At 55.8% G+C, this 24,422-nt stretch carries 24 protein-coding genes; 12 read left to right on the top strand and 12 right to left on the bottom strand.

Going from position 1 to position 24,422, the window contains the following annotated elements:
- Positions 1–3: 3 nt before the first annotated feature.
- Complete coding sequence (locus W822_RS26145) at positions 4–408, bottom strand: RidA family protein (protein ID WP_024003468.1); 405 nt, start codon at positions 406–408, stop codon at positions 4–6.
- A gap of 143 nt (positions 409–551) precedes the next feature.
- Between W822_RS26145 and W822_RS26140 the strand changes: the two genes are divergently transcribed.
- A complete protein-coding gene (locus W822_RS26140; protein WP_024003467.1) occupies positions 552–1,475 on the top strand; it encodes a LysR family transcriptional regulator in 924 nt (307 codons plus the stop codon).
- A 119-nt stretch (positions 1,476–1,594) separates the two neighbouring features.
- On the opposite strand, the gene W822_RS26135 is transcribed toward W822_RS26140, so the two are convergent.
- The 4 genes from W822_RS26135 to W822_RS45735 form a co-directional block, all read right to left on the bottom strand.
- Entirely contained in the window at positions 1,595–3,268 is a 1,674-nt protein-coding gene (locus W822_RS26135; protein WP_024003466.1) for a sulfatase family protein, read from the bottom strand.
- Positions 3,269–3,527: 259 nt separating this feature from the next.
- On the bottom strand, positions 3,528–3,983 hold the full coding sequence (locus W822_RS26130) for an RES family NAD+ phosphorylase (protein ID WP_024003465.1): 456 nt from the start codon (positions 3,981–3,983) through the stop codon (positions 3,528–3,530).
- Between the two features lie 3 nt (positions 3,984–3,986).
- Positions 3,987–4,415, bottom strand: a complete 429-nt coding sequence (locus W822_RS26125) for an antitoxin Xre/MbcA/ParS toxin-binding domain-containing protein (RefSeq protein ID WP_024003464.1) — start codon at positions 4,413–4,415, stop codon at positions 3,987–3,989.
- Between the two features lie 115 nt (positions 4,416–4,530).
- Entirely contained in the window at positions 4,531–5,454 is a 924-nt protein-coding gene (locus W822_RS45735; protein ID WP_024003463.1) for a LysR family transcriptional regulator, read from the bottom strand.
- 105 nt (positions 5,455–5,559) lie between these two features.
- Here W822_RS45735 and W822_RS26120 point away from each other — a divergent pair, with 105 nt between their 5' ends.
- The 4 genes from W822_RS26120 to W822_RS26105 all read left to right on the top strand — a co-directional run bounded on the left by W822_RS26120 (position 5,560) and on the right by W822_RS26105 (position 9,614).
- Positions 5,560–6,543: a Bug family tripartite tricarboxylate transporter substrate binding protein gene (locus tag W822_RS26120; protein WP_024003462.1), complete on the top strand. Its 984-nt coding sequence runs from the start codon at positions 5,560–5,562 to the stop codon at positions 6,541–6,543.
- Between the two features lie 15 nt (positions 6,544–6,558).
- Entirely contained in the window at positions 6,559–8,142 is a 1,584-nt protein-coding gene (locus tag W822_RS26115) for a sulfatase family protein (RefSeq protein WP_024003461.1), read from the top strand.
- Between the two features lie 36 nt (positions 8,143–8,178).
- A complete protein-coding gene (locus tag W822_RS26110; protein WP_024003460.1) occupies positions 8,179–9,162 on the top strand; it encodes a Bug family tripartite tricarboxylate transporter substrate binding protein in 984 nt (327 codons plus the stop codon).
- Between the two features lie 122 nt (positions 9,163–9,284).
- Positions 9,285–9,614 (top strand): YegP family protein, encoded by a 330-nt coding sequence (locus W822_RS26105; RefSeq protein WP_024003459.1) that lies wholly within the window; start codon positions 9,285–9,287, stop codon positions 9,612–9,614.
- A 39-nt stretch (positions 9,615–9,653) separates the two neighbouring features.
- On the opposite strand, the gene W822_RS26100 is transcribed toward W822_RS26105, so the two are convergent.
- The gene (locus tag W822_RS26100) at positions 9,654–10,889 is read right to left on the bottom strand and encodes a winged helix-turn-helix domain-containing protein (RefSeq protein WP_024003458.1); all 1,236 of its coding nucleotides are present in this window, start codon (positions 10,887–10,889) and stop codon (positions 9,654–9,656) included.
- A 249-nt stretch (positions 10,890–11,138) separates the two neighbouring features.
- Here W822_RS26100 and W822_RS26095 point away from each other — a divergent pair, with 249 nt between their 5' ends.
- Positions 11,139–12,155, top strand: a complete 1,017-nt coding sequence (locus W822_RS26095; RefSeq protein ID WP_024003457.1) for a hypothetical protein — start codon at positions 11,139–11,141, stop codon at positions 12,153–12,155.
- Between the two features lie 185 nt (positions 12,156–12,340).
- On the opposite strand, the gene gcvA is transcribed toward W822_RS26095, so the two are convergent.
- Complete coding sequence (gene gcvA / locus W822_RS26090; protein ID WP_024003456.1) at positions 12,341–13,261, bottom strand: transcriptional regulator GcvA; 921 nt, start codon at positions 13,259–13,261, stop codon at positions 12,341–12,343.
- A 99-nt stretch (positions 13,262–13,360) separates the two neighbouring features.
- Here gcvA and W822_RS26085 point away from each other — a divergent pair, with 99 nt between their 5' ends.
- Entirely contained in the window at positions 13,361–14,209 is an 849-nt protein-coding gene (locus tag W822_RS26085; RefSeq protein ID WP_024003455.1) for a DMT family transporter, read from the top strand.
- A gap of 22 nt (positions 14,210–14,231) precedes the next feature.
- A complete protein-coding gene (locus W822_RS26080; RefSeq protein ID WP_024003454.1) occupies positions 14,232–15,125 on the top strand; it encodes an alpha/beta fold hydrolase in 894 nt (297 codons plus the stop codon).
- On the opposite strand, the gene W822_RS26075 is transcribed toward W822_RS26080, so the two are convergent.
- Positions 15,106–15,885 (bottom strand): IclR family transcriptional regulator, encoded by a 780-nt coding sequence (locus W822_RS26075; RefSeq protein WP_024003453.1) that lies wholly within the window; start codon positions 15,883–15,885, stop codon positions 15,106–15,108. The two genes, W822_RS26080 and W822_RS26075, sit on opposite strands and share 20 nt — an antisense overlap.
- Positions 15,886–16,032: 147 nt before the next feature.
- On the opposite strand from W822_RS26075, the gene W822_RS26070 reads away from it, so the two are divergent.
- The 4 genes from W822_RS26070 to W822_RS26055 are packed head-to-tail and all read left to right on the top strand — an operon-like array spanning position 16,033 to position 20,140.
- On the top strand, positions 16,033–17,322 hold the full coding sequence (locus W822_RS26070; protein ID WP_024003452.1) for an aromatic ring-hydroxylating dioxygenase subunit alpha: 1,290 nt from the start codon (positions 16,033–16,035) through the stop codon (positions 17,320–17,322).
- A gap of 42 nt (positions 17,323–17,364) precedes the next feature.
- Complete coding sequence (locus W822_RS26065; RefSeq protein WP_034279387.1) at positions 17,365–18,339, top strand: Bug family tripartite tricarboxylate transporter substrate binding protein; 975 nt, start codon at positions 17,365–17,367, stop codon at positions 18,337–18,339.
- Positions 18,340–18,380: 41 nt separating this feature from the next.
- Positions 18,381–19,163 carry an SDR family NAD(P)-dependent oxidoreductase gene (locus W822_RS26060; RefSeq protein ID WP_024003450.1) on the top strand — a complete coding sequence of 261 codons (783 nt, stop codon included), beginning with the start codon at positions 18,381–18,383 and terminating at the stop codon, positions 19,161–19,163.
- A 14-nt stretch (positions 19,164–19,177) separates the two neighbouring features.
- Positions 19,178–20,140, top strand: a complete 963-nt coding sequence (locus W822_RS26055; RefSeq protein ID WP_024003449.1) for a PDR/VanB family oxidoreductase — start codon at positions 19,178–19,180, stop codon at positions 20,138–20,140.
- Positions 20,141–20,188: 48 nt separating this feature from the next.
- Here the strand turns inward: W822_RS26055 and leuB are convergent, their stop codons facing one another.
- Genes leuB through W822_RS26035 form a run of 4 tightly spaced genes read right to left on the bottom strand, consistent with a single transcriptional unit; the run spans position 20,189 to position 24,364 of the window.
- Positions 20,189–21,268 carry a 3-isopropylmalate dehydrogenase gene (leuB, locus tag W822_RS26050; protein ID WP_024003448.1) on the bottom strand — a complete coding sequence of 360 codons (1,080 nt, stop codon included), beginning with the start codon at positions 21,266–21,268 and terminating at the stop codon, positions 20,189–20,191.
- 56 nt (positions 21,269–21,324) lie between these two features.
- Positions 21,325–21,915 (bottom strand): 3-isopropylmalate dehydratase small subunit, encoded by a 591-nt coding sequence (leuD, locus tag W822_RS26045; protein WP_024003447.1) that lies wholly within the window; start codon positions 21,913–21,915, stop codon positions 21,325–21,327.
- A gap of 2 nt (positions 21,916–21,917) precedes the next feature.
- Positions 21,918–23,351 carry a 3-isopropylmalate dehydratase large subunit gene (leuC, locus tag W822_RS26040; protein ID WP_031242029.1) on the bottom strand — a complete coding sequence of 478 codons (1,434 nt, stop codon included), beginning with the start codon at positions 23,349–23,351 and terminating at the stop codon, positions 21,918–21,920.
- Between the two features lie 38 nt (positions 23,352–23,389).
- A complete protein-coding gene (locus tag W822_RS26035; RefSeq protein ID WP_024003445.1) occupies positions 23,390–24,364 on the bottom strand; it encodes a Bug family tripartite tricarboxylate transporter substrate binding protein in 975 nt (324 codons plus the stop codon).
- Positions 24,365–24,422 lie beyond the last annotated feature (58 nt).

The following is a 24,422-nucleotide window of genomic DNA, read 5'->3' as shown; positions in this document are numbered from 1 at the left end:
GTACTACAGGCTTTCTTGCGGCAATTTGGCAATCACCTTGATCTCGAAGTCAAACCCGGACAGCCACGTCACGCCCACGGCGGTGACTGTGGGATAGGGTGCATTGCCCCAGTGTTCGGATACGACCGACGACCAGATTTCCTCGAACGTCGAAGCCGGGTCGACCATAAAAACCGTGACGTCGACCACATCATCAAAACTGCAGCCTGCTGCTGCCAATATGGAATTCAGGTTTTCGAATGCCAGACGAACCTGTTCTTTCAGTCCCTGCTGCGGTGAGCCGTCTTCCAGGCTGCCGACTTGTCCCGACACAAACAGAAAGCCGTTGGAATGGATCGCCGGCGAATAGCGATGCCGCTCATACAGCGCGTGGCGCCCGGGTGGAAAAACGACGTTGCGTGTTGTCATCAAACTAACTCCATTATCAGTAGGCCGACTTCGGCCGGGTGGGTAATGAAGTAAACTTTACCGGCAAGGGCTTCGCCGATAAACAGGCAATCCTACCCAACAGTGTTTGCGACAGGCAAACAATCCAATGATCTGGAGCAAAGATGGATCGTTTCGACGCGATGCTGGCCTTCGCCCGCGTAGTGGAAACCGGCAGCTTTACCAAGGCGGCCGATACGCTGCACATGAGCAAGACAACTGTCACACAACTGGTGCAGCAGATAGAGGCGCGTTTACAGGTCAGGCTGCTGAATCGAACGACGCGCAAGGTCAACGTCACCGCCGATGGCGCCGCCTATTATGAGCGGGTGTTGCGGCTCCTGGCTGACCTGGATGATGCAGAGACAAGCCTGTCCGGCGCGGTGGCCTCTCCACGAGGCCGCTTGCGGGTAGATGTGCCCAGTCCATTTGCCAGCAGGATACTTGTCCCGGCCTTGCCGGCGTTTCAGGCCAAGTATCCCGATATCGAGTTGCACCTGGGTGTGAGCGATCGCGTGGTGGACTTGATTGACGAGAATGTCGATTGTGTGGTGCGGGGTGGCGAGATCAACAACCAGTCACTGGTGGCGCGGCATGTGGGGGACTTGGTGATAGGGGTCTACGCGGCGCCCACCTATCTGGCGCAGGCCGGTCTGCCCACGCATCCCGGCGAACTTGAAGCGTCCCAACACCGGGTGGTTGGATTTTCCTGGTCTCGTACCCGTCGTGTTTTTCCGCGTGTCATGCAACGCGACGGCGAAAGTACTCATGTGCAAGGCCGCCATGCCCTGGTTGTCGACGACGGTAATGCCTACCTGTCGGCGGGCCTGGCGGGAATCGGGGTGCTCTGGCTGCCGGCCTATATGGCCGACATGCATGTAGAGCGGGGTGAGTTGGTGAGGCTGTTTGCCGATTGGCAGCTTGATCCCATGCCGATGTATATTGCTTTTCCTCCCAATAGACACGTCAGCGCGAAGCTGCGCGTGTTTATCGACTGGATTGTCGCTTTGATGGAGCGGCATGCACCGGTCAAGCCCAAGGTACCGTAGTCGGTAGCCTAGCCTTTCTCAAACGTCGAGATGCCTGAAATAAGCGCGATCTTCATATATCCCCGGTGGTTTACCTCAGAGAAAGATGAAAGGCGTTCCAGACGACTATTGCATTCGCCTTAATTACCCGGTTGCCCGGTGGGTCGTAAGCGTTTCTTGGCTCGCTGCTCCATCATCACGGCTTGCAGCGCCTTGAGAACAGCATCAGGTGCCGCTTGCGGGCTACAGACGCCGGCGGCCAGGTTGGTCGTTTCAAACGGGTCGTTGCTCAGGTTATACAACTCGAACTCGGCCGGACCACCTTCAGGCTGCAGGATCAGACTTTGATCGGGGCTGCTCGTTCCTCCCCAGAATTTCGGATTGCTATAGTAGCGCGAATATTTCCAAAGCTGCTTTTCACCGTGTTCATCGGCCAGGCGTGTAATCACGGTTTCCACATGGCTGGGCTCGGCGATCGGGGAATACGGGTTGCCACGCGGATTCACGTCGGTCAGCCCTTCGCTGACCTCGTCATCTGTCATAAAATACAACGCCTCGTCACTGCTGCCACTGGTGCCGCCGCTGCGGACCAATTCGGACAAATCAGCGCCGACCAGTGGATGCACCTCGGAATGGCTCGGGGTGAGAGCCGCTGCGGCTTCCTGCTGGCTGATACCGGCCAGGCCCATCAGGGTGGGAACGATATCAACATGGCTGCTTAATGCATGGCTATGTTGCTGACCACTGAACAGTGTCGGATTGGATATGATGAATGGAATATGCAGGCTTTCTTCGTAGGCGTTATACCATTTCTGATGCATGCCGCCGTGCGCGCCCAGCATATCGCCGTGATCCGAGGTGTAAACGATGATGGTATTGTCGAAGAACCGGCTGTTGCGCAGCCTCTGGTAAACCTTGAGAATTTCCTGGTCGACCACGTATTGCAGGTAATAATACATCTGGAAGTACTGCGGGATGGTCGGGTTGCGGAAGAACATTTCGCCGTATTTTTCGACATAATCCTTCTGAGCCCTGGGCTTGGTGGACAGGTCTTCGCAACGGGTTGGCGGCAGCAGCAGGTTCAGGTTCTTGATGAAATCAGGGAAATCGTATTTATAACCGAAGGACAACCACGGCGTGCCGAAGAATACGATGTCATGTGGATTGGTGAACGAAGCGACTGTCAGCCAGGGCTGGTCGCTGTCATCCTGTTCCAGCGTATCCAGCAGCCGAATCACCTGATTGGCAAAGCCCGGGTCGCGGTTGACGCCTGCGTTGGCCAGATCGGAGCCATGCGGATCGGGGCCGATCCAGCCGTCGAAACCGTACTCATTCAGCTTATTGGCCGATTCATACAACTGTTCTGCGCGCGGTATTGATGTGCCGTCGTTATTGGTGCTCAGCATGACATTCACACTGCCGGGCAGAATAATGTCCGGGTGCGACAGGTGCCATTTGCCGCGGTAAAAGGTGCGGTAGCCGCCAGCGCGGAAATAGTCACCCATGGTGGGCACGCTGTTGGGGTCCAGATAGAACATGTTCGGGTCGTACCATTGCTTGGCCATGCCCGAGGTCTGGGTGACGCCATGCAGGGAAGGGTACTGGCCGGTGTAGATACTGGTTCGACTGGGGCTACAGGCCGTGCTGGCGGTGTAGTGCCGGTGCATTTCCAGGCTGTTTTCGCGCAGCGCGGCTACGCCGTGCAGATAATCCTGGCGGAATTGTCGAACGGATTCGTCCTCATACGCCGGGGGATAACGCTCCTCGTCAGTTGTGATAATCAAAAAATTCCATCGCCCATTGTTCGCTGCCATGATCGGGGCCTCCCTGGTTTGCAGAAGTTTAGGTGTTGTAAGCGTGATGAATGGTGTTTGATTGAGTCATGCGTTGCGGCAGAGGATCGCCACGGCGATGTAGCGGCCGAGAGTGGCATTCGCTTTGGAGCTGTGTTATGCCATATGGTAAAGGTAATTGGCGAGTAAGGCCATCAGAGAGTTTTCTGCGTGTGCTTTTTGCCACTGGAATGATTGGCAGTGCCCTCGTCGTGCAGACGCAGAAGCTGTTCTGCACTAATTAACGGGGAAAGAGCCGACTATCCCATTGGACTTCCATCGGCTCGGACAAAACAATGCGAGCTGCGTCACTGTGTGCCGGATTGACGAGGGCATTAAACTCTATTCTTGCGACCAACGAGGGAACGATAAGGATCGCTGCTTTGCCAGCGCGTATCCATTCATCGCCAATCTCTTGTGCCACTACGCTTTCCTGACTATCCCAGCCGTCAGGCAAATCGTTCAAGGTGTAGCGAAGGCTCTCCACATCTTCCGGTACATCCGCGATGATGCATCGATGCGAGGGCGGGACCTTGCCCGTATTGGTATGGACAAGCACTTCCAGCATGGCGCCTGCATAAGTCATTGCCGCGTAAATCACGGGCTGACCCGGTTTGTTCCATCGACCACCCATCATGGCCGCCCCTGTGCCATCCCATATAGGGTGGCGGCTACTGGCAATCCGATACAATTTCATTGCTCACGCGGCCAGGCCGTAATATGCAGACCAGAGAATGCGTTCGACCCGCTGGGCGCCAATTTCTGAGAACGCCACATCCAGAGGTAAAAGCCCTTCAAGCATCGGGTGGGGGGTGTACAGGAAGCGGCGAGCATCATCCTCGGACTCAAGTACGTGGATCGCGGTTGCAAAAACCCGTGCAAGACGTTCGGTGCGCTCAGACTCCTCTGCATTCAGGTTGATTTTGCGGCGCTTGAATGTGCCCTCTGGAACGATACGGTACAGAAGATTTGTTGCCTGTTCGTTGTGGCCGACAATGCGATCCACGACCGTACGCAGAGCGGATTTTGGAATTCCATTGGAGACTCGCTCATCGAGTTCGGCAAATGTCTCTGGCAGCGGTGCCATACTGAGCGTTGAGCCGATTTGTTCAGGGCGTAACGAAAGCATAATACCTCCGGTAAGTATCATTTGATACGTTAATTATAGATCATATGATACTTTTAAGCAACGTCCAGCAAGAATTGGCCGGACTTGAATGCCGCGTGGTAGCCATTGCGACGCCTCAGTTTCCAGGCGGTGCGATGCTTTTGAGCACCAAATCACTCACTTCGGCAATCAGGGCCGCGTTGGGTGAGTAGACGGTGGATCGTTTCGTAAACAGTAGCACCTCGCCAAAATTCACTGTTTTTTCCAGTGGCAGAATATGCAGCAGATTCTGGTTCTTGAAGTACCGGGCAATGCCCTGAGGCATCGCGGCGATCAGGTTTTCCCGCCCCAGCATGATGACATTTGTCAACGTCGTGCTGGAACGGATGACAATATTCGGATTGGTCAATTCATATTCGTCGCATAGGGTGACCAGCCGCGCGTCCGCATAAGTGCCTTCGAGAGGGAAAATCCAGTCACAGCCCTGCAACCGGGCTGGTTCAAGGCCAGTTGTCTGCGCCAGTGGGTGTTGCAAGCCGCAAACCAGCACCATGGGTTCGTAGTTAAGAATCACTCTGTCAAAAGCGGTTAAATCAAGCAACTCTGTCCTGCGCCCAATGACCATATCCAGTTTGCCGACGCTGAGTTTTTCCAGCAGCGGCTCGATGATGCCGTCCTCGATACTCACCAGCAGATCGGGGGCCCGCAATCTGAGTATGCTGAGCAAATCCGGCAAGACCGACTGGGTGGCTGACGGCAAGGCGCCGATGGCGAGCGTTCTGCGCTGCTGATGGTCGATTTTCTCAAGTTCAGACTGCACGCGTTGTGCGGAATGCAAAATCTGGCGGGCATATTCGATCACCAGATTGCCCGAAGGGGTGGGCACGGTTCCCACGGCGCTACGCTCAAATAGCGGGAAACCGATTTCGTCCTCAAGTTGGGAAAGCACTTTGGAGGCGGCGGGCTGCGTCATATGCAGTTGTTGCGATGCCTTGTGCAGGTTTCTGGTTTCGGCCAGCGCGACAAGCAGATCGGCTTGCCGTTTTTTCAGGAAAAACATGAGGTTATGCCAATTTAGTTATACGGTAAGTCGAAATTGGAATTTTACAGGCTTCTGTTGACTATGGCACTCTTGTGCCGACCATAAATATAAGGAGACTCTCTTATGCGTAAGACTTTTACGCGCACGCTGGCGACGCAGTTGACCTGTTGTTTCACGTCAACTGCGCTGGCCGCGACAGCTTTACCGGAACAAATTACATTTGTCGTTCCCTATGCACCTGGCGGCGCGGTGGACGTACTGACACGGTTTCTCGCAAAACATATTTCGTCCGATGAGGCAATCAATATTGTGGTCGAGAACAAGCCAGGCGCTGCAGGATCTATCGCAGCGATGCAAGTGGCTCGCAGCAAACCGGATGGCCGCACCCTGATCATGGGGACGACCAACACCCACGGCGTAAACAGTTTTGTGATACCAGGATTGAAATATGATCCCATCAAGGACTTTACGCCGGTTGCCGACGTGGCGGAAAATATCGTGATTCTGGCTGCCAACAAGGACTTTCCTGCCAATACCCTGAGCGAAATGGTAGAAGTCATTCGCCAGGCCCCTGGAAAATACAGCTTTGGCTCGCCGGGCATCGGAAGCGTACATGCGCTTGCCATGGAGCAGTTTGCCCGCAAACTGGGGCTGGATATCGCGCATGCTGCATACAAGGGCGCCGGCCCCGCCATGACCGATGCAGTGGCGGGCACGATTCCCCTTGTCATGGCAGGGGTGGTTCCGGCAAAGCCCTTCCTTGAAAGCGGACGGATCAAGATTCTGGGCGTTGCCAATCCCAAAGACAAGATGTTCAGTGATCTTCCCGAGATCGCCAATACGCAATACTTTTCAGATATTCAGAAAGACACGTCAGTTCAATCCTGGATCGGCCTGTTTGCGCCCGCCGGTATGCAGCCGCAATTGGCGGACAGGCTGCATGCAGCAGTGGAAAAAGTGCTCAAGTCGGCAGCGTTCGCAAAAGAACTGACGCCACTGGGTATGGCGCCCAATATATCGACTCGCAGCGCATTCGCCGACAAGGTCGTAGAAAATGTGCAGACCTGGAAAGCAGTAATTTCGTCCTCCACCCCGGCTAAACAATAAGGAATAACACAAGGTATGTCCAGACCCGTTAATTTTCTCATGTTCATTACAGATCAGTTGCGCGCTGATCATCTGGGCTGTTATGGCAACGATGTGGTCAAGACGCCAGTCATTGATGCGATCGCCAAAAAAGGCTTTCGTTTCAAAAATATGCATGTTGCTACGCCCATTTGCATGCCGAATCGTGCGAGCATGATGACCGGCCGTTATCCGTCTGTACACGGCGCGCGCCATAATGGCATACCGCTTTCCCTCAAGGCTCGCACCTTCGTTGAAGCGCTGCGCCAGTCTGGTTATCACACTGCCCAGGTCGGAAAAATACATCTTCAGAACATGACCGAGATAGACCCTATCTGGCCGCTGGACCCCGCGCAGCGGCAGATTGACGAGGCTTTCGAGCAGGATCAGGGCAATTATGATCAGGAAAAGCGCGGTAAATGGCTCAATAGTGATGATTACGATCTTGATTATCCCTATTACGGATTTGAACAGGTCTATCTGGTGGACGATCACGCAGATATCGTTCATGGGCACTACCGGTATTGGCTGCGCCAGGAAGTGCCTGACGGCGAGTCGCTGATCGGCCCAGACAATGCTATTGCAGCACCTGATTACACGCTCACCAAAATTAACCAGGCCTGGCGTACTCGCCTGTCTGAAGCGCAATATCCGTCTGCGTATATTGCAGATCGAAGCATTGACCTGCTCAAAACCTATGCAAACGATGAACAGCCGTTCTTCCTGCAGGTGTCATTTCCCGATCCTCATCACCCATTTACCCCTCCGGGGAAATACTGGGATATGTACAAGCCTGAGGATATGACACTGCCAGCCTCATTTTATTCTGAACATGCGTTGCCACAGCATGTCAAATGGCTTTATGAACGGCGCGACTCTGGCGTGGCTACAAAAAAAGGCACAGCGGTATTTGCCTGCGATGAACGAGAAGCGAGAGAAGCACTGGCGCTGAACTATGGCTCCATCAGCAATATCGACGCACAGATCGGACGCGTGATGGCAGAGCTTGAACGGCTTGAGCTCCTGGACAATACGGTTGTGATTTTTACGAGCGACCACGGAGATTTCCTGGGAGACCATCAGTTGATGCTCAAAGGACCCATTCATTATCGCGGTCTGACGCGCGTGCCATTTATCTGGTCTGACCCGCATGTGCCAGCTGCTTCGGGAAAATCGTCCGAAGCGTTGACCAGCACCATCGATATTGCCCCCACCATTCTGAATCGTGCGCAAGTGCGGCCCTTTAACGGGATACAGGGCCAAGACATGCAGAAGATTGCAAACGGCATGAAAGACGACCTTCGCGACGCATTGCTGATCGAGGAAGAAGGGCAGCGCGTTATTCTGGGAATCGACACGCGCGTGCGTTGCCGTACGTTGTTGACTCGACGTTACCGCATGACCATTTATGATGCGGCAGACTGGGGTGAGTTGTACGATTTACAACAGGATCCGGACGAGATGAATAATCTGTGGGATGATCCGGGCGCATTGGCGATACGGGCCATGATGATGGAAAAAATGGCCTATACCAACCTTGAGCTGGTTGAAAAAAGCCCCTATCCCAGCGCGCTGGCGTGATCGGCTTGCCGATTTGAACTAAAACAGGAGACAACCATGTCCATCGCGTCATATTTTTATAAAACTTCGCTGGCTGTTGGCATAAGCGCAGTATTCAGTTGTGCGGCGCTGGCGCAGTACCCGGAAAAGCCGATTACGCTGATCGTTAATTACCCGGCTGGCGGTGCGCTTGATCTGGCGACGCGCGTCATCGCATCTCATCTATCGGGGCAATTCGGCAAGCCGATTGTGGTTGAAAACAAGCCCGGTGCGTCCGGCTTGATTGGCGCAGAATACGTTTCACACCAGAAGCCGGATGGTTATACGCTACTTGCCACAATCGACTCACTGGTTACCGTCAACCCTTATATATTTGGCGAAAAGCGTTTCGATCCCGATAAAAAGCTGGACCTGATCGGTCTATTGGGCACATTTGACCAGGTTCTGCTTGTCCCTAAAGATTCACCAATCAAAAATATATCCTCTTTGGTCTCGCTGTCAAAAACGAAGGAACTCAATTATTCGTCGGCTGGTGCGGGAACTCCGGGCCATTTGGCGATGGAGCGGCTCAAATTGATCACGGGCATCAACATCCTGCACATCCCCTTCAACGGGAACGCGCCGGCACTCAATGCATTGCTAGGAAAGCAAGTCGATATCGGCTTTCTGGCGCTGGGCGGTTCGACCTTGCAACACATCAGTGTGGGAAAACTGGTTCCGCAGGCGCTATCCGGAAAATCGCGTGATCCCAAATTGCCTGATACTCCCGCGGTTGCAGAAAGCAGCGTGGTCGGCTTGAAGGACTTCGATATGCAGTTTGCATTTTTGCTGATGACGCCCAAGGGGATTGACAAGGAAATCGCTGAAAAGTGGAATGTGGCAATTGCAAATGCCATGCAATCAGAACAGGTTAAAACTCAGTTTGATAATTTGAATATCCATCGGGTCAGTGGCTCTGAGCAAGAGGCACAGCAGTGGATCAGCACGTATGGCAGCCATATTCGTGACACGATCAAGAATGCAAAAATCACGGTTGAATGAGCCATAAGAGTTGATTTACAGATGAAAAATACCTTAGTATTGCCACGAGCGTGTAAAATACGCCTGGCATCACATTGGTATCACGACTGTAATACAAGATAACTCGAATATCGGAGACTTTTATGAGCGGAACCTATGATTTGAAGCGTAGTGGCGAGCAGTACATGTTCAATCTGAAAGCAGCAAATGGACAGACTATTTTGACCAGTGAGAGATATGCAGCCAAGTCCGGTGCGCTGGGCGGCATAGAATCGGTCCGCAAGAATTCTCCGACAGACGAAAGGTATCAGCGCAAGACCGCCAAGGATGGTTCTCCCTTTTTTACCTTGTCGGCCGCGAACGGCGAAGTGCTTGGACATAGCGAAATGTATTCCAGCACGGCTGCCCGGGACAATGGTATCGCATCGTGCAAAACAAACGGTCCGTCCGGGACCACAAAAGACAATACCTGAACGACATTCCCCGGCGCGGCGTCTGGCTGTTATATAGAATTATCTCTCGACCTGATAGGCTGCAAGAAGCGGGTCGATGGCAGCAACCGGCGTGACAACCAGGGCGTCAAGCCCGAGCCAGGCGGCTAAAAGCCGCAACTCTTCGATCAGCCGCTCCACCGTGTGGCGCGGCGCATCGGGCTCGACATGTGCTCGCTGAACGATCAATTGACCAGACAGGCGTTCGGCTTTCAGATCCACGCGCGCCACGATCGCGCCGTCCAGCAGAAACGGAAGTACGTAATAACCATGCTCGCGTTTGTGAGCGGGTGTGTAAATCTCCAACCGATAGCGAAAGTCGAACAACCGCTCTGTACGCGGACGATACCAGATTAGCGGATCGAAGGGCGAGAGCAATGCTGTTCCCTCGATTTTGCGACCGGCGCGCGCATCCTTGTGCAGATAGGCTTGCTGCCGCCAGCCGCGCACACGTACTGGGATTAGGGTTCCGTCTTCGACCAATTGCTGTAGCGGTAGCGGTGCGTCCGCAGCGGGAATACGATAATAATCGCGCAGGTCGTCCGCTGTGGCAATGCCAAAGGCTTTGGCTGATCGGGCCAGCAGTGCTCGTTGCGCGTCCACATCACTGGGTGTAGGGTGCTGAAGAATGGAATGAGGCAATACTCGTTCAGGCAGATCGTAGACACGCTCGAAACTGCCCCGGCGATGTGTGGCGGCGATCAGGCCCGACCAGAACAGCCATTCGATCGCGTGTTTCGCCTCGCTCCACGACCACATCTCCTTGGAGGCTCCCTTGGTCGCCAGCCCCGGGGCGGGTGAAAGATCGGAAGCGGCCAGGGGGCCTTCTGCGCTGATTCGCTGCAGGATGGCTTCGGCCTCGGCCCGCCTTTCCCTGGCAAATGGCTGGAGCTGCTTCCAGACCCCCTCGCCACGGTGTGCACGATCCATGCGCCAGCGTAAGAGAGGCTGGCAGTCCATCGGCAGGAGAGACGCCGCGTGTCCCCAGTATTCGAAGAAACGTTTGGATTTGGCGATGGTATCGTTGTCTAACAGCGTGCGGTCGTAGGAGCCGAGGCGGGAAAAGAGCGGCAGGTAATGGGCGCGTATGAGGACGTTTACGCTATCGATCTGCAGCAGGCCGAGTTGTGCGATTGAGCGGCGCAGCTGCGCTTTGCCTATATTGCCATCACGGGCCAGGCCATTGAATCCCTGCGCCGTTAGTGCGATACGGCGCGCCTCGGCAGGGGAAATTTCTGATTTGGTTGATTTTGGCATTGGCATAGTGCTTTATGGCTTTTCCGGGAGGCAGCAGGATACGTGTGGTCGCGCCGATTTTTCCCATTATAGGTATGGAATAAGAGACCTCCGATTGAAGCGTGGAGTCAGCTGAAAATAGTCGGATCGGTTGTATCCAAAAATAGGACTTCAGCGCAAAGTTCATTTATTGGCTTTTCGTACAGTGATAGAATGGCGCTCGGCTTAAACCGGGCTGAAAATATATCAACACCGAAATTACCAAAAAATATGAAAAAACTCGACTATCTTGAACAAAAAATAATGCTCGCAGGCAGGCTGGCCCTGGTCTTACTGGGTGTGATTTTCCTGGCATTTGCCATATGGTGGGCCGTTCTGAGCGTGCCCAACGGATGGCGGCTTTATCTGACCGAAAATGAACAAACCAGCGTACAGAAAGTAGAAGGTTTCACGCCCGATGCCAAGGCTTTTGAGGATGCGATTCGCAGCTCGCAAGCCAGTGCGACCGGCCAGGACGAAGATACCCTAAAGCTGCGCGATGCTATGAAAACGCCGGAAATCGCCGCGCATTACGATAGCATCATCCGTCAGATCCGCGCCTTTGTTGAAAGCAAGCCCGAACAGCGCGCACAGATTGAAGCTGCTGCACTAGAGAACGGTATCTTTCCGCTGGCGCCGGCTGAATTCGAAGCTATCGACAAGTACGGCACCCTCTGCGCTGCCGATACCGGCGCAACGGCTGCCGCTGCCGCAGTAGAAGCGGCGTCAGCCGAAGCAGTAGAAGTTGATGCAGCAGCAGGTGAGGCTGAGAACGCTGACGCTGCAGCGACCAACGAAGAAGAACTTCCACATTGCAACAAGCACACGGTGCGCGGAACAATCGTGGAGAACCTGAACCCTGTCCTGTACTCAGCCGACAATGACGAAGAAAAGCTCGCCCTGCACAAAAGTTACATCGCCGGCCTGGACCAAAGTATTAGCGGTTATCTGGATGGCAAGACACCACGCGACTCGCTTTTTGCCATGCCCGCCATGCAGATCAGCTCGACGCTGATTTCATCGTATTCAACACAGTTCTCGGAAAAGCTCAATGCATCTGATGCCGATGACAGCCTGGGTTCCGAGATTGAACAGCTTATCAAGCGAGTCACGCCGCTGACCCTGCTGGCCAACCCGTTCGTGATTGGCACGTTGCTATTCCTGGTGGTTTTCGTTAACCTGATGATGATGCTGGCTGTGATGCGCATTGGACGTCGCTTGGATCAGGAAGACGGTACGAAGTCGTAAATTGGATATAAAAGCAGAATAATAATCCGCGCTATTTTTGTGTATGGTGCGGATTTTATTTTTGGAAAGACGGTTCAATACTGATCAGTGCGAGCCTTACATGCTTGTATCGTCTCCCTGTCCTCCATATGATCGGCTTTGATATGATGCGTCTTCTATCTTCCTACCGCTTATCGGATTGCAATTTACCGTCCATGCGAACCACGTATCCAATGATCTTGTTGCATACCCTCGCGCTCGAGCCATGAGCGGAACAGCACGACAACGTCATCGGCAGACCTTTCATCCGGAACGTAAGTGCAATAGCTGCGTGACGGCAGGCGTGGGCCGTTGAACGGTGCAACAAGCCTGCCGGCAGCAAGATCGTCTGATACCAGCGAAGTCGGTCCCATGGCAATGCCCATGCCATCGATGGCCGCCTGCAATGTCAGGTAGAAGTGATCGAAGGTCAGGGTGGCTGCCGGGGACAGGTCGTAAACCTGTGCCGTTGCCAGCCAGTCCGGCCACACTCTCGGCAGGCTCGTCGTGTGCAACAAGGTATGTTGTCGCAAGTCTTGCGGCTCGCGCAGCGGCAGGCGCGAGAGGAGCGCCGGACTGCAAACCGGCAGCCGCTCCTCGGACAGGAACGGTCTCATAGAATAGCCATAGAACGTGTCCGGGCCGCCCCGGATAATGACGTCATAGGTCTCTTTCAGGCTTTCCACCGGCTCGTTTGACGTTTCTACCCTGACGTCTATGTTGGCATGTTCGCTACGGAATTTCTCCAACCGCGGCACCAGCCAGCGCAAGGTGAACGTTGCCGATGCATTCACGGACAACGTCCGGGAGACGGTGGCGGGGACACCATAGCTGGCCGTGGCCAGCGCGAGCTGTTCGAACAGGGGGGCGATTTGCTCGAGATACGCTCTGGCATCTGCCGTAAGTACCACGCGCCGGTTATGTCGTTCAAATAATGGCATGCCCAGCCATGCTTCCAGCAGACGCACCTGCTGGCTCACCGCGCCATTGGTAACGTGTAGTTGCGCAGCCGCTTCCTTGAAGCTGCCCAGTCGGCCGGCAGCCTCGAAGGCACGCAACGCATTCAGTGGTGGGAGTCTCTGTTTCATTCGAAATAGTTTATCTAATGTGAATTGTCAATTTATCTGGTTTGTGGCCCCAGCACAAGATAGATATACTTCTTACTACATTTTTTCTTCGGGTCCCGCATGCTCAGCTATGCTTATATTGGTGGTTTCGTCCTGCTTGCAGCGCTGCTGCATGCGAGCTGGAACGCGCTTCTGCATGGCAATGGCGATCGCCTGCTCTCCATGACGTGGATGAGTGTGGCCATCGCGGCAGTCTCTACGATCGTGATTCTGTTCATTCCATTGCCGGCTCGCGCGGCCTGGCCGTACATCATCATCTCGGGCCTGATACATATCGTCTACAACGTAAGCCTTGTACGGTCGTATCGTCGCAGCGATCTGGCGCAAGCGTATCCGATTGCACGGGGTTCCTCTCCGTTGTTCGTCACGTTGGGCGCGGCGCTCTTCGCTGATGAGGCAATCGGGGTATTGCAGGGTCTGGGAATCGTGCTGATATCGGGTGGTATTATTGCTATCGCGCTGCAGGGGCGTCATGTGCCGCGCACGGGAATTCTGGCTGCGCTGATGACGGGTGTGATTATTGCGTTCTATACTGTCATCGACGGCATCGGCGTGCGCTTGTCGGGTGGGCAGGCTCTTTCGTACACTGCGTGGATGTTCCTGTTTTATTGGTTTATGCCGGTATTGTTCGTCGCCAGGCGTGGACTTGCAGCGCTGCTGATGCCGGTACGCACTGCGCCAATGACAACTGGCATATCGCTGATTGGGGGCCTGGTGTCGCTCACGGCCTACGGCATCGTCATCTGGGCGTTGCAGTCGGGTGCGATAGGAGCAGTATCTGCATTACGTGAAACCAGCGTGGTGTTTGCAGTACTGATCGGAAGACTGTTTCTGCGGGAAACGGTGAGCGCAAAACGCTGGCTCGCATGCATGACCGTTGTAGGCGGGGCGGTTTGCCTGGGACTTTGACATTGACTGAAAGGATGGCTTCATGCTTAAGAAAATAGCAACCACGCAGCTTGAGATCGCTTACGACGAACAGGGCAACGCCGACGGGTGGCCGGTCGTTCTGCTACACGGTTTTCCATACGACATCCATGCCTACGACGAGGTAACACAACGACTGATATCCCGGGGAGCACGCGTCATCACCCCGTTTCTTCGAGGATACGGCGCTACCCGATTTGTTGATGAGACCATATGTCGCTCGGGGCAGCAGGCTGCGCTGGGGGCAGACTTGTTATCGCTGCTGGACGCGCTGAAGATTGAGCAAGCCGTGCTGGCCGGATATGACTGGGGTGGCCGGGCCGCTTGCGTCGTCGCCGCGTTATACCCGTCCAGAGCGCGTGGTCTCGTTTCCGTGAATGGCTACAACATACAGGATATCGCCGCAGCCACCCAGCCGGTCAGCCCGGAGAAAGAATATCGCCTATGGTATCAATACTATTTTCATGGCGAGCGCGGTCGCGCCGGGCTGACCGAAAACCGCCATGGATTCTGTCGACTCTTGTGGTCGTTGTGGTCGCCGACCTGGCGCTTTGACGAGAACACTTACGCCCGTTCCGCAGCAGCGTTTGACAATCCCGATTTCGTCGACGTAGTCATCCATTCGTATCGGCACCGATTCGGACTGGTCGATGGAGACCCTCTGTTTGACGATATGGAAAAGCGCCTGGCCAGCGCGCCGCCGATCTCCGTACCCACGATTACCCTGGAGGGGGAGGCGGATGGCGTTATCCCAGTGGCAGGAAGACAAGCAGACCCATCGCGCTTTACGGGACGTCATGAAAATCGGATCATACCCAATGCCGGCCATAATCTTCCACAGGAAGCGCCCGAGGCCTTCGCTGCGGCTGTTCTTGATATTAACGAGTGGGCAGGCTGACGGCGCGCACGTGCTTGCCCAGAGACTCCGACAGGAGGGATGTTTCCTGCATCAACAATGCGCCGTAGGTTTTCACGCGTTCATTCGTCATTCTGACACTGGGCCCAAAAATACACATTGAGCCCGCAACAATATCGGCCCCGTTGAAAAAGGGCGCTGCAACCGCCACCGCCCCTTCTATCAGCTCGTGCCGGCTCATGGCGTAGCCTTGTTTACGGACCCGCAGAAGTTCACTCTGGTAATTGTCGAGTTCCAGTTTGACGCCTTCTGCGTACGTTTTCAATTCTTTTTCGGTCAAGTCCATATAGGCCAGGATCGTCCTTCCACTGGCGCCCAATACGAGTTTTTCGCGATAACCGACGCCGCGCCGGAAGCTGAGCGGTTGCGGGCTTTCCAATTCGGCAACGCATATCCTGTCAATCCCTTCACGCACAAATAGTGCGACCGTCTCGCCCGTGGCTTGCCGCAGGCGGTGCAACGCAGGCCGCGCGATATCGGCAATATTGTGATTGGCCGTCCACACGTAGGCCAGGCGCGCCACTGAGCGACCCAGGCGAAATTGTTGCGGGTCTCCGGAGGAGATGAGAAAGCCATTATGTTCCAGCGTGGCCAGCATGCGATACAGGGTCGGACGGCTCAGGTCCACGCGTTTGAGCAGGTCGGCCACGGTCAGGCCCTGATCTTCGGGCCGGAAGGCCAGAAGAATATCCAGTGCTCTGTCCACAGCGCGGACACCCTCTTGTTGTTTCTCGTTTTTCATGCTGCGTTTCAGGTCCGAGTCAATTTGTTATGGCAATTGTACTTTAAAGGGCAATACGAAAGTTGGTCTTGATCTATATCAAGTTGTCTGTATAATGAACTCAAATATCACTAGATGGACAAACTTGATTCATACAAAGGAGAGAAAATGGACGGGAATATGGCTGAAACCCTGGTACGTACAAACCCAGGTACCCCTATGGGCAATCTGCTACGGCGCTACTGGGTGCCGGCACTGCTGGTGGAAGAAATTCCGGAACCTGACTGTCCACCAGTGCGGGTACAGATCATGGGTGAAAGATTGCTTGCCTTTCGTGATACGGATGGCAAGGCAGCATTGATCGCCGAGTTTTGTTCGCATCGCGGCGTCTCGCTTTATTTCGGCCGCAATGAAGAAAACGGCATTCGTTGTGCCTATCACGGGCTCAAATTTGATCGCAATGGCAATTGTGTTGATGTGCCATCCGCGCCGCAGGCATGCAAACATATGGGTATCAAGGCGTATCCCTGCATTGAAATGGCAGGTATCGTCTGGGCCTATATGGGACCCAAAGACAAGCAACCCGCTGCGCCAGATGTCGAATGGTGTACATTGCCTGCCAGCCACGTTTTTGTTTCCAAGCGGCTGCAGGAATGCAACTACCTGCAGGCCATGGAGGGCGGAATCGATACGAGCCACGTTTCTTATGTACACCGCTACGAAGTGGATCATGACCCTCTGCATCAGGGTACCAAGGCATTGGACTACATCAAAGCCGATGGCAACGTCATTTTCGAAATTGAGAAGAAGCCGTTCGGACTCATGTTGTTCGGGCGTCGCAATGGCGAACAGGATTCGTATTACTGGCGCATTACCCAGTGGCTATTCCCGTGGTTCACTTTGATCCCGCCATTTGGGGATCATGCGCTGGGAGGACACGTCTGGGTGCCTATCGACGATCATAATTGCTGGGCATGGAGCATTAATTTCCGGGTAGACCGGCCGCTGAACGAGGAAGAATTACGCGATCTGCGCGCCGGCAAAGGGATCCATTGCGAATATGAGCCGGGAACGACAGGACCTGGCGGTACCTTCCGGCCTACAGCCAACAAAGACAATAACTATCTGATCGATCGCCAGGCACAGAAAGAAAAGCGGGCCTATTCGGGCGTGTTTGGTTTCGCCGTGCAGGACTCCTCTCTACAGGAAAGCATGGGGCTCATTCAGGATCATGCCAATGAAAAACTGCTGCCCACGGATCGTGCCATCGTCATGGCGCGAAAGATGATGTACGACGCGGCAACGACGTTGTCGCCTGATACCGATCCGCCTGCGGTGAACGCGGACCAGCAACGGGTGCGTGCCGCCGGCGTATTGCTGCCGCGTGATCAAAAGCCTCAGGAATGGGCGGCACAACATCTGGCTGATGGGAAGGATCAGCCAGTTTATTCCATTTAGGTGGAATCGCACATAACGATAAATTCATACCTGGAGACAATCATGATAAAGAGCATCAAAAGCCTGGCACTTTGTGGTGTCGCGCTGGCAGCCTGCTGTACCAGCGCTGCCGCCGCAGCCGAGCAGTGGCAGCCCACCAAGCCGATACGCATCGTCGTTCCTATTGTCGGCAGCACCAACGATATTCTGGCGCGTTTGGTGGCGCCCGAACTGGAGGCGGCCCTGGGCCAGCCGGTCATCGTTGAAAACAAAGGTGGCGGCGGAGGGCTGATTGGCACATCCGAGGTCGTCAGGGCCAAGCCGGACGGCTATACCCTGCTTGTCGGATTCAACGGCCCCATTTCGATCAACCCGACGCTATTGCCGCAGACCTCATATGATCCGAAAAAAGATCTGGCTCCCATCACCCTGGCTGTCAGAGGTCCGCAGTTTCTGGTCGTCAATTCCAAAGTCCCGGTCAAAACGCTCGAGGAGTTTATCGCTTTGGCCAAAACCCGGAACCTGAGTTACGCATCGGTGTCGGTGGGTAGCTCCTCGCATCTGACAATGGAGATGCTCAAGCTGGCCGCGCACATCAAGATGACCCATGTCCCCTATCGGGGAGCAGGGCCGGCGGTGGTCGACCTGGTGGGAGGGCAGGTTGATGCAGCATTTCTCGTGCCCGGCAATATCCAGCAATATGCCAGGGACGGTCGTGCGCGTTTGCTGGCTACTTCCGGAGAGCAACGATTTCCATCTGCGCCCGATGTTCCTACCGTAGCCGAGCGAGGTTTTTCCGGATTCAATGCCACTTCGTGGATTGGCTTTCTGGCACCAGCCGGCACACCGCCAAATATTATTGACCGATTGAACAAGGAGTTTGTACGTATTCTGAGATCTGATGCCGTTCACAAGCAGTTGGAGGAAATGGAGTTCGAAGTGGTCGCCAGCACGCCGCAGGAATTTTCCCAGTGGATCAGCGACGATACTGAACGCTGGGCAAAAGTCATCAAGGCAGCCCACGTGACGGCCAACTAAGCGGAATATGGACAACAACACAGATCGACAGGAACGAATTCATGCATGACACTTCAAGACTATCCGGAAAGGTCGCCCTTATTACGGGCGGTGGCGGTGGTATCGGGGCCGCTACTGCCCGGCAGTTTTGTGCCGAGGGCGCGGCGGTGATGCTGGTGGACGCCGATGCCGATGCGCTGGCATCTACTGCGGCCGACATTGTCCGGCTGCAGCCGCAGGCACGCGTGGGCATTTTCCAGGCTGACGTAGCGGACGAGCAGCAGGCGGTAGCGGCGGTGACCGCGACAATCGGGGACTATGGACAGCTGGATATTCTGGTCAACAACGCCGCGATGCGCAACTATTCGGCGCTGGCCGATGCGACACCGCAGGAGTGGCAAGCCATTGTAGCCGTCAACCTGATTGGTACGTCCAACTATTGCAAGGCGGCCCTTCCGGAACTGCGCCGCTCGGGAAAAGGGGCCATTGTCAACGTGTCGTCGTGCTATGCAGAGACAGGGCGCAAGGGAATGGGACTTTACGACACAACAAAAGCCGGCATGCTGGCAATGACGCGCACCCTGGCATTTGAAGAGGCCGATCATGGCGTGCGTGCGAACGCCGTTTGTCCGGGATCGACACTCACCGACTTCCATATCGGCCGGGCGAAGGCAAGCGGCAAAAGTGTCGATCTGCTCAAAACGCAACGTCAGGACACCTCGTTGTTGGGGCGGTGGGCCGATCCCCGGGAAATTGCCTGGCCCATTCTCTGGCTGGCCAGCGATGAGGCTTCCTTTATTACCGGTACGACATTGATGGTCGACGGCGGCTTATCCATCATGTAGGAGCGAGGTAAATGATGTCTGATTCACCACTAACTGTGCGTGTTGCAAGCAAGAAGACGGAGGCTGCAGATATTTGCAGCTTCGAGCTGGTCGACGTCGAAGGCCGTGAATTACCTGCTTTCTCCGCAGGATCGCATATCGATGTGTACTTGCCAAATGGCATCACAAGACAGTATTCGCTTTGCAATAATCCCGCGGAGCGCGCCCGCTACCGCATTGCGGTCCTGCGCGAATCCGCTACGCGCGGTGGGTCGGCTGCCATGCACGATACGGTACAGCAGGGCGGGTTGCTGCAGATAAGCAGCCCGCGCAACCTGTTCCCGCTGAACGAAAATGCCCGGCGGCACATATTGCTGGCCGGCGGTATCGGCGTGACGCCCTTGCTGTGCATGGCGCAACGCCTGGGCGCCATCGAATCCGAGTTCGACTTGCATTACTGTACCCGGTCCGCGGACCGCGCAGCCTTCCGAAGCGAGCTGGCCCAGGCGGCTTACGCCAAACGCGTACACTTTCATACGGATGATGGCCAGACGGAACAGAGACTGGATATGGCTGCTGTCTGTACACCACAGGAAGGTACGCATTTGTATGTCTGTGGCCCCGCCGGATTTATGGACGCGGTCCTGGACACTGCGCGGGAACGTGGCTGGCCCGAAGACAGGTTGCATTATGAGTTTTTTGCCGGACCAGCCACCGCGAGCGACGGCGACAGTCCTTTCGTCGTGAAAATAGCGAGTACCGGCCAGCTTGTAGACGTGCCGGCCGATCTGTCGGTTGTTCAGGCCCTGGCCGGCGCCGGCATCGACGTGCCGGTGGCCTGCGAGCAGGGCATTTGTGGTACCTGCCTGACTCGTGTACTGGCTGGCCAGCCCGATCATCGGGATTTATTCCTTTCTTCCGAGGAACAGGTGACTGGGGGGCAGTTCACTCCTTGCTGCTCAAGGTCAAGGACGCCTATGTTGGTGCTGGATCTTTAAGAACATGTAACCAGGAACACGGGTTTTATGAAGGAACGCTAGTTCTTCTTATCGCGCCTGGCTGGCGATCGCCTGCGCAATCGCCTCGCCCATGGCGCGCGTTCCCACGCTGGATTGACCAGGTGTCGCGATGTCCTGCGTCCGCAAACCTTGCTCCAGGACCGTCGATACGGCACGCTCGATGCGTTCTGCCTGCTCTGCCATATCGAAAGAATAACGCAGCATCATTGCGACAGAAAGAATCGAAGCAATAGGATTGGCCAGATCATGTCCGGCAATGTCGGGAGCACTGCCATGCACGGGCTCGTACAGCCCCTTGCCTTTCTGGTTCAGAGATGCCGAAGGCAGCATGCCTATTGATCCCGTCATCATCGCTGCCAAGTCGGAAAGGATGTCGCCGAACAGATTGCCCGTGACGATAACATCGAAATCAAGCGGCCGGCGCATCATAGCCATGGCAGCGGCGTCAACGAACAGATGGCTTAGCGCCACGTCGGGATATTGAGTGCCGACGCGCGTGACCACGTCGCGCCAAAGCAGCATACTTTCCAGGACATTGGCCTTGTCCACAGAGCAGACGCGCTTGCGGCGCTGACGGGCGGTTTGGAAAGCGCAATGCGCGATCCGCTCGATTTCGGATTCCGAGTAGCGCATGGTGTTGTAGCCTTCGCGTTCGCCCGATGGCAGCACGCGTTCGCCGCGCGGTTCGCCAAAGTATACGTCGCTCGACAATTCGCGCAGAATCATCATGTCCAGCCCGTTGATCACCTCGGGCTTGAGCGTGGAGGCCTGGGCAAGCGCCGGAAAGAGCAGGGCGGGCCGGTAGTTGGCGAACAGCCCCAAAGCTTGCCGCAAGCGCAGCAGGCTGGCGCCGGGACGTTGCGCGTAGGGCAGGCTTTCGTCGCCGGGCATGCCCGCTGCGCCGAACAAAATGGCATCGGCCTGCCGGGCGGTTTCGAGGGTGGCTTCGGGCAAAGGGTCGCCGCCTTCAGAAACGGCGGCACCGCCGATAGGTGCGTACACCAATTCCAATTTATCGCTGCCCGCCAGCACGGTCTCCAGGGCAATGACCGCTTGGGCGGTGACCTCCGGGCCGATGCCGTCTCCGGCCAGTACTGCTATCTTCATTTTTTTCTCCATAGCTGAAAAGTGGGCGGAAGGTCTTCCGCAGGAAAATTGGCATGTCAGATTCGATGCGTGCGCTCAAAACCGGCGATTTGATCGATATTCGTCAAGGTATAGTCAAGTTCATCCAGGCCTTGTAAAAGGCAATGTTTGGCGAAGCCATCGATATGGAACGAGTAAGCGGATCCGTCAGGAGCCACCACACATTGCTTCTGAAGGTCTACCCGTAGCATGGCTCCCGGCTCGGCGCTGCACAAGGCAAGCAGATGATCGACCTCTGCCTCGCTCAATACGATGGGCAAAAAACCATTTTTTAGCGCATTGGAATAGAAGATGTCCCCGAAGCTGGGAGCGATGGCGACTCGGAACCCGTAGTCATAAAGGGCCCATACGGCGTGCTCGCGGGAGGAGCCGCAACCGAAGTTTTTGCGCGCCAGCACAATTTGCGCCGCTCGGTAGCAGGTTTGGTCCAGCACGAACATGTTGGCCTCATCGACGTCAGGCCGATTACGCAAGTCGCGAAACAGGTATTGGCCGAAATCATCCGAGCGAGGTTTCTGCAGATAGCGGGCAGGCACGATCTGATCGGTGTCGACATTGGCGCGCGCCAGGGGCAGCGCGATCGCGTTGAGTGTGGTAAATGCCTGCATGATCAAGACTCCTGCTGCAATTGGCGTACGTCGCACAGGTGGCCCGCTATAGCGGCGGCCGCGGCCATCGTCGGACTCATCAAGTGTGTGCGTGACCCCGGTCCTTGCCGTCCAACAAAATTGCGGTTCGATGTCGACGCGCAGCGTTGGCCTGGCGGGACAAGGTCGCCGTTGGTGGCCAGGCACATGGAACAGCCCGCGTGGCGCCACTGGAAGCCAGCATCTATGAAGATGCGGTGCAGGCCTTCCTGTTCGGCCTGCCGACGCACTTGACCAGAGCCGGGTACGACCCAGGCCTGCACGCCGCGTGCAACGTGGCGACCACGTATGACTTGCGCTGCGCTGCGCAAGTCCTCGATGCGCCCATTGGTGCAGGAACCGATGAAAACATGATCCACTTTTACATCAGTAAGCGCCATGCCGGGTGTCAGGCCCATGTAATGCAGCGTTGCTGCCATTGATTCACGCTCTTCAGCCTGTGACAGATCGGCAGGATCGGGCACGCATGCGGAGATCGGTACGGCATCCTGCGGACTATTGCCCCAGGTAACCATGGGCTCAATGGTGTCGGCTTCAATACGCACTTCCCGGTCGAAGTGGGCATCCTCATCGGAAGCCAGGTGCCGCCACTGTGCCACGCGCTCATCCCAGGCACGTTCGTCCTGTGTATAGGGGCGGCCGGCCAGCCACTCGAAAGTCGTGTCGTCCGGCGCAATCATCCCGGCCCGTGCACCGGCCTCGATGCTCATGTTGCAGATGGTCATGCGCGCCTCGACCGACATTGCTCGAATGGTCTCGCCTGCGTATTCGATAACGTGGCCTGTTGCGCCAGCCGCACCGATCCGCGCGATCACAGCCAGGATGACGTCCTTGGGCCCGACACCTGCACCCAGACGTCCTTCGATCCGAACCCGTAAGGTTTTGGGGCGACGCTGCCACAGGGTTTGCGTTGCCAGCACATGTGCCACCTCGGAAGCGCCAATGCCGAAAGCCAGGGCACCCAGTGCACCGTGAGTCGAGGTATGGCTGTCGCCACAGACGATCAGCATGCCCGGCAGGGAAAGACCCTGTTCGGGTGCCACGACGTGAATAATTCCCTGTCGCGGATCGTCTAATCCGAAAAAACGAATGCCGGCGACACCCGTATCGTGCTGCAGCGCTTGCGCCATCGCACGCTTCTCGGGATCGTCGATGTCATTCAGTTCACGGCTCCCCGTTGGTACGTAATGGTCGGCGGTCGCGGCCGACAAGTCGGGACGACGAACAGGCAAGCCACGCTGGCGCAGCATTTCGAAGGCCGGGGCTGAACCGTCCTGAACCAGGTGCCGATCAATGAACAGCAGGCTTTGCCCATCCTCTCGCGTCATAATGCTATGACGCTCCCATATTTTGTCAAACAGCGTTCGCGGTACCGCGGGTTCATATCTTGGTGTCATCGGTGAAAAACCTTGCGTAAAAAGGTGTGAGTCAGGCATCAGTCGAGCTTTGCTCCAGATGCCTGGACGATCTCCTTGTAGCGCTCGCTCTCCTTGGTCACGAAATGGCCAAAGTCCTGGGGGGAGCCTGGTACCGTGTCGGCACCCATTTCGGCCATTTTCTTGCGCAACTCCGGCGTGCCTAGCGCTTGCGTGATTTCCTTGTTGAGACGCTCGATGATTTCGGCGGGTGTTCCGGTGGGCGCCATCACGCCGTACCAGGTCGTAATGTGCACATCGGGCACGCCCAGTTCGTCCAGCGTTGCTACGTTGGGGAGGACCGGTGTGCGTTGGGGTGCGGCGACCGCCAGGGCGCGCAATCTGCCGGAGGCGATCAGCGGGATACTGGGTGCGGTGTCAAGCATGACCGATACATGGCCAGCCATCAAATCCGCCTCGGCAGGGGCGGTTCCTTTGTAAGGTACGTGTAGCATATCTATCTTCGCTGCTTGCATGAATCGCACACCGGCTAAGTGCTGAGTAGATCCGATGCCGCCGGAGCCATAAGTCAGCTTGCCCGGATTGGCCTTGGCAAAGGCGATGAGTTCGTCTACGCTCTTAAAAGGTGAATTCGCGGGTACAACCAGAATATTGGGTGTGGCGCCAACCAGCGCAATCGGAGCGAAATCGGCTTGCGCGTTATAGCCCGGTTTCGAGTACAGGTGCTCGTTAACCGCATTGGGCGTCGTGGATGCCATCAAAAGCGTGTAGCCGTCGGGGTGTGCGTGTGCAGCCAGGGCCGTGCCGATGTTGCCGCCCGCACCACCTTTGTTTTCCACTACGACGGACTGACCCAGTCCCTTGCGCAAAATTTCGGCGGCGAGCCTGCCCATGGTGTCGACACCGCCGCCCGCCGGCCACGGCACAATGAGTGTCACGGGTCGTTCGGGGTAGCTTTGCGCGAAGACAGGCGCGGCCGCGATCATACATGACACGGTCATTGCAGCTGCCAGTAAGCTATGCATTTTTTTCATGTTAGTCTCCTCCTGGGCTTGTTTTTGAAATGCTGCTGCAACCTGACGCGCCCATGAT

It is taken from the genome of Advenella kashmirensis W13003 (assembly GCF_000506985.1).
GTDB lineage: Bacteria > Pseudomonadota > Gammaproteobacteria > Burkholderiales > Burkholderiaceae_B > Advenella > Advenella kashmirensis_A.
This window is presented reverse-complemented; position numbering and strand designations above follow the sequence as displayed.

Coding starts and splice junctions, on each gene's coding strand:
- W822_RS26145 (WP_024003468.1), bottom strand. CDS start 408: ATGACAACACGCAACGTCGTTTTTCCACCCGGGCGCCACGCGCTGTAT.
- W822_RS26095 (WP_024003457.1), top strand. CDS start 11,139: ATGAAAAAACTCGACTATCTTGAACAAAAAATAATGCTCGCAGGCAGG.
- leuB (WP_024003448.1), bottom strand. CDS start 21,268: ATGAAGATAGCAGTACTGGCCGGAGACGGCATCGGCCCGGAGGTCACC.
- W822_RS45735 (WP_024003463.1), bottom strand. CDS start 5,454: ATGTTTTTCCTGAAAAAACGGCAAGCCGATCTGCTTGTCGCGCTGGCC.
- W822_RS26075 (WP_024003453.1), bottom strand. CDS start 15,885: ATGAAAAACGAGAAACAACAAGAGGGTGTCCGCGCTGTGGACAGAGCA.
- W822_RS26110 (WP_024003460.1), top strand. CDS start 8,179: ATGTCCATCGCGTCATATTTTTATAAAACTTCGCTGGCTGTTGGCATA.
- W822_RS26060 (WP_024003450.1), top strand. CDS start 18,381: ATGCATGACACTTCAAGACTATCCGGAAAGGTCGCCCTTATTACGGGC.
- W822_RS26055 (WP_024003449.1), top strand. CDS start 19,178: ATGTCTGATTCACCACTAACTGTGCGTGTTGCAAGCAAGAAGACGGAG.
- leuD (WP_024003447.1), bottom strand. CDS start 21,915: ATGCAGGCATTTACCACACTCAACGCGATCGCGCTGCCCCTGGCGCGC.
- W822_RS26140 (WP_024003467.1), top strand. CDS start 552: ATGGATCGTTTCGACGCGATGCTGGCCTTCGCCCGCGTAGTGGAAACC.
- W822_RS26105 (WP_024003459.1), top strand. CDS start 9,285: ATGAGCGGAACCTATGATTTGAAGCGTAGTGGCGAGCAGTACATGTTC.
- W822_RS26070 (WP_024003452.1), top strand. CDS start 16,033: ATGGACGGGAATATGGCTGAAACCCTGGTACGTACAAACCCAGGTACC.
- W822_RS26125 (WP_024003464.1), bottom strand. CDS start 4,415: ATGCTTTCGTTACGCCCTGAACAAATCGGCTCAACGCTCAGTATGGCA.
- W822_RS26085 (WP_024003455.1), top strand. CDS start 13,361: ATGCTCAGCTATGCTTATATTGGTGGTTTCGTCCTGCTTGCAGCGCTG.
- W822_RS26135 (WP_024003466.1), bottom strand. CDS start 3,268: ATGGCAGCGAACAATGGGCGATGGAATTTTTTGATTATCACAACTGAC.
- W822_RS26035 (WP_024003445.1), bottom strand. CDS start 24,364: ATGAAAAAAATGCATAGCTTACTGGCAGCTGCAATGACCGTGTCATGT.
- W822_RS26130 (WP_024003465.1), bottom strand. CDS start 3,983: ATGAAATTGTATCGGATTGCCAGTAGCCGCCACCCTATATGGGATGGC.
- gcvA (WP_024003456.1), bottom strand. CDS start 13,261: ATGAAACAGAGACTCCCACCACTGAATGCGTTGCGTGCCTTCGAGGCT.
- W822_RS26115 (WP_024003461.1), top strand. CDS start 6,559: ATGTCCAGACCCGTTAATTTTCTCATGTTCATTACAGATCAGTTGCGC.
- W822_RS26065 (WP_034279387.1), top strand. CDS start 17,365: ATGATAAAGAGCATCAAAAGCCTGGCACTTTGTGGTGTCGCGCTGGCA.
- W822_RS26120 (WP_024003462.1), top strand. CDS start 5,560: ATGCGTAAGACTTTTACGCGCACGCTGGCGACGCAGTTGACCTGTTGT.
- W822_RS26080 (WP_024003454.1), top strand. CDS start 14,232: ATGCTTAAGAAAATAGCAACCACGCAGCTTGAGATCGCTTACGACGAA.
- leuC (WP_031242029.1), bottom strand. CDS start 23,351: ATGACACCAAGATATGAACCCGCGGTACCGCGAACGCTGTTTGACAAA.
- W822_RS26100 (WP_024003458.1), bottom strand. CDS start 10,889: ATGCCAAAATCAACCAAATCAGAAATTTCCCCTGCCGAGGCGCGCCGT.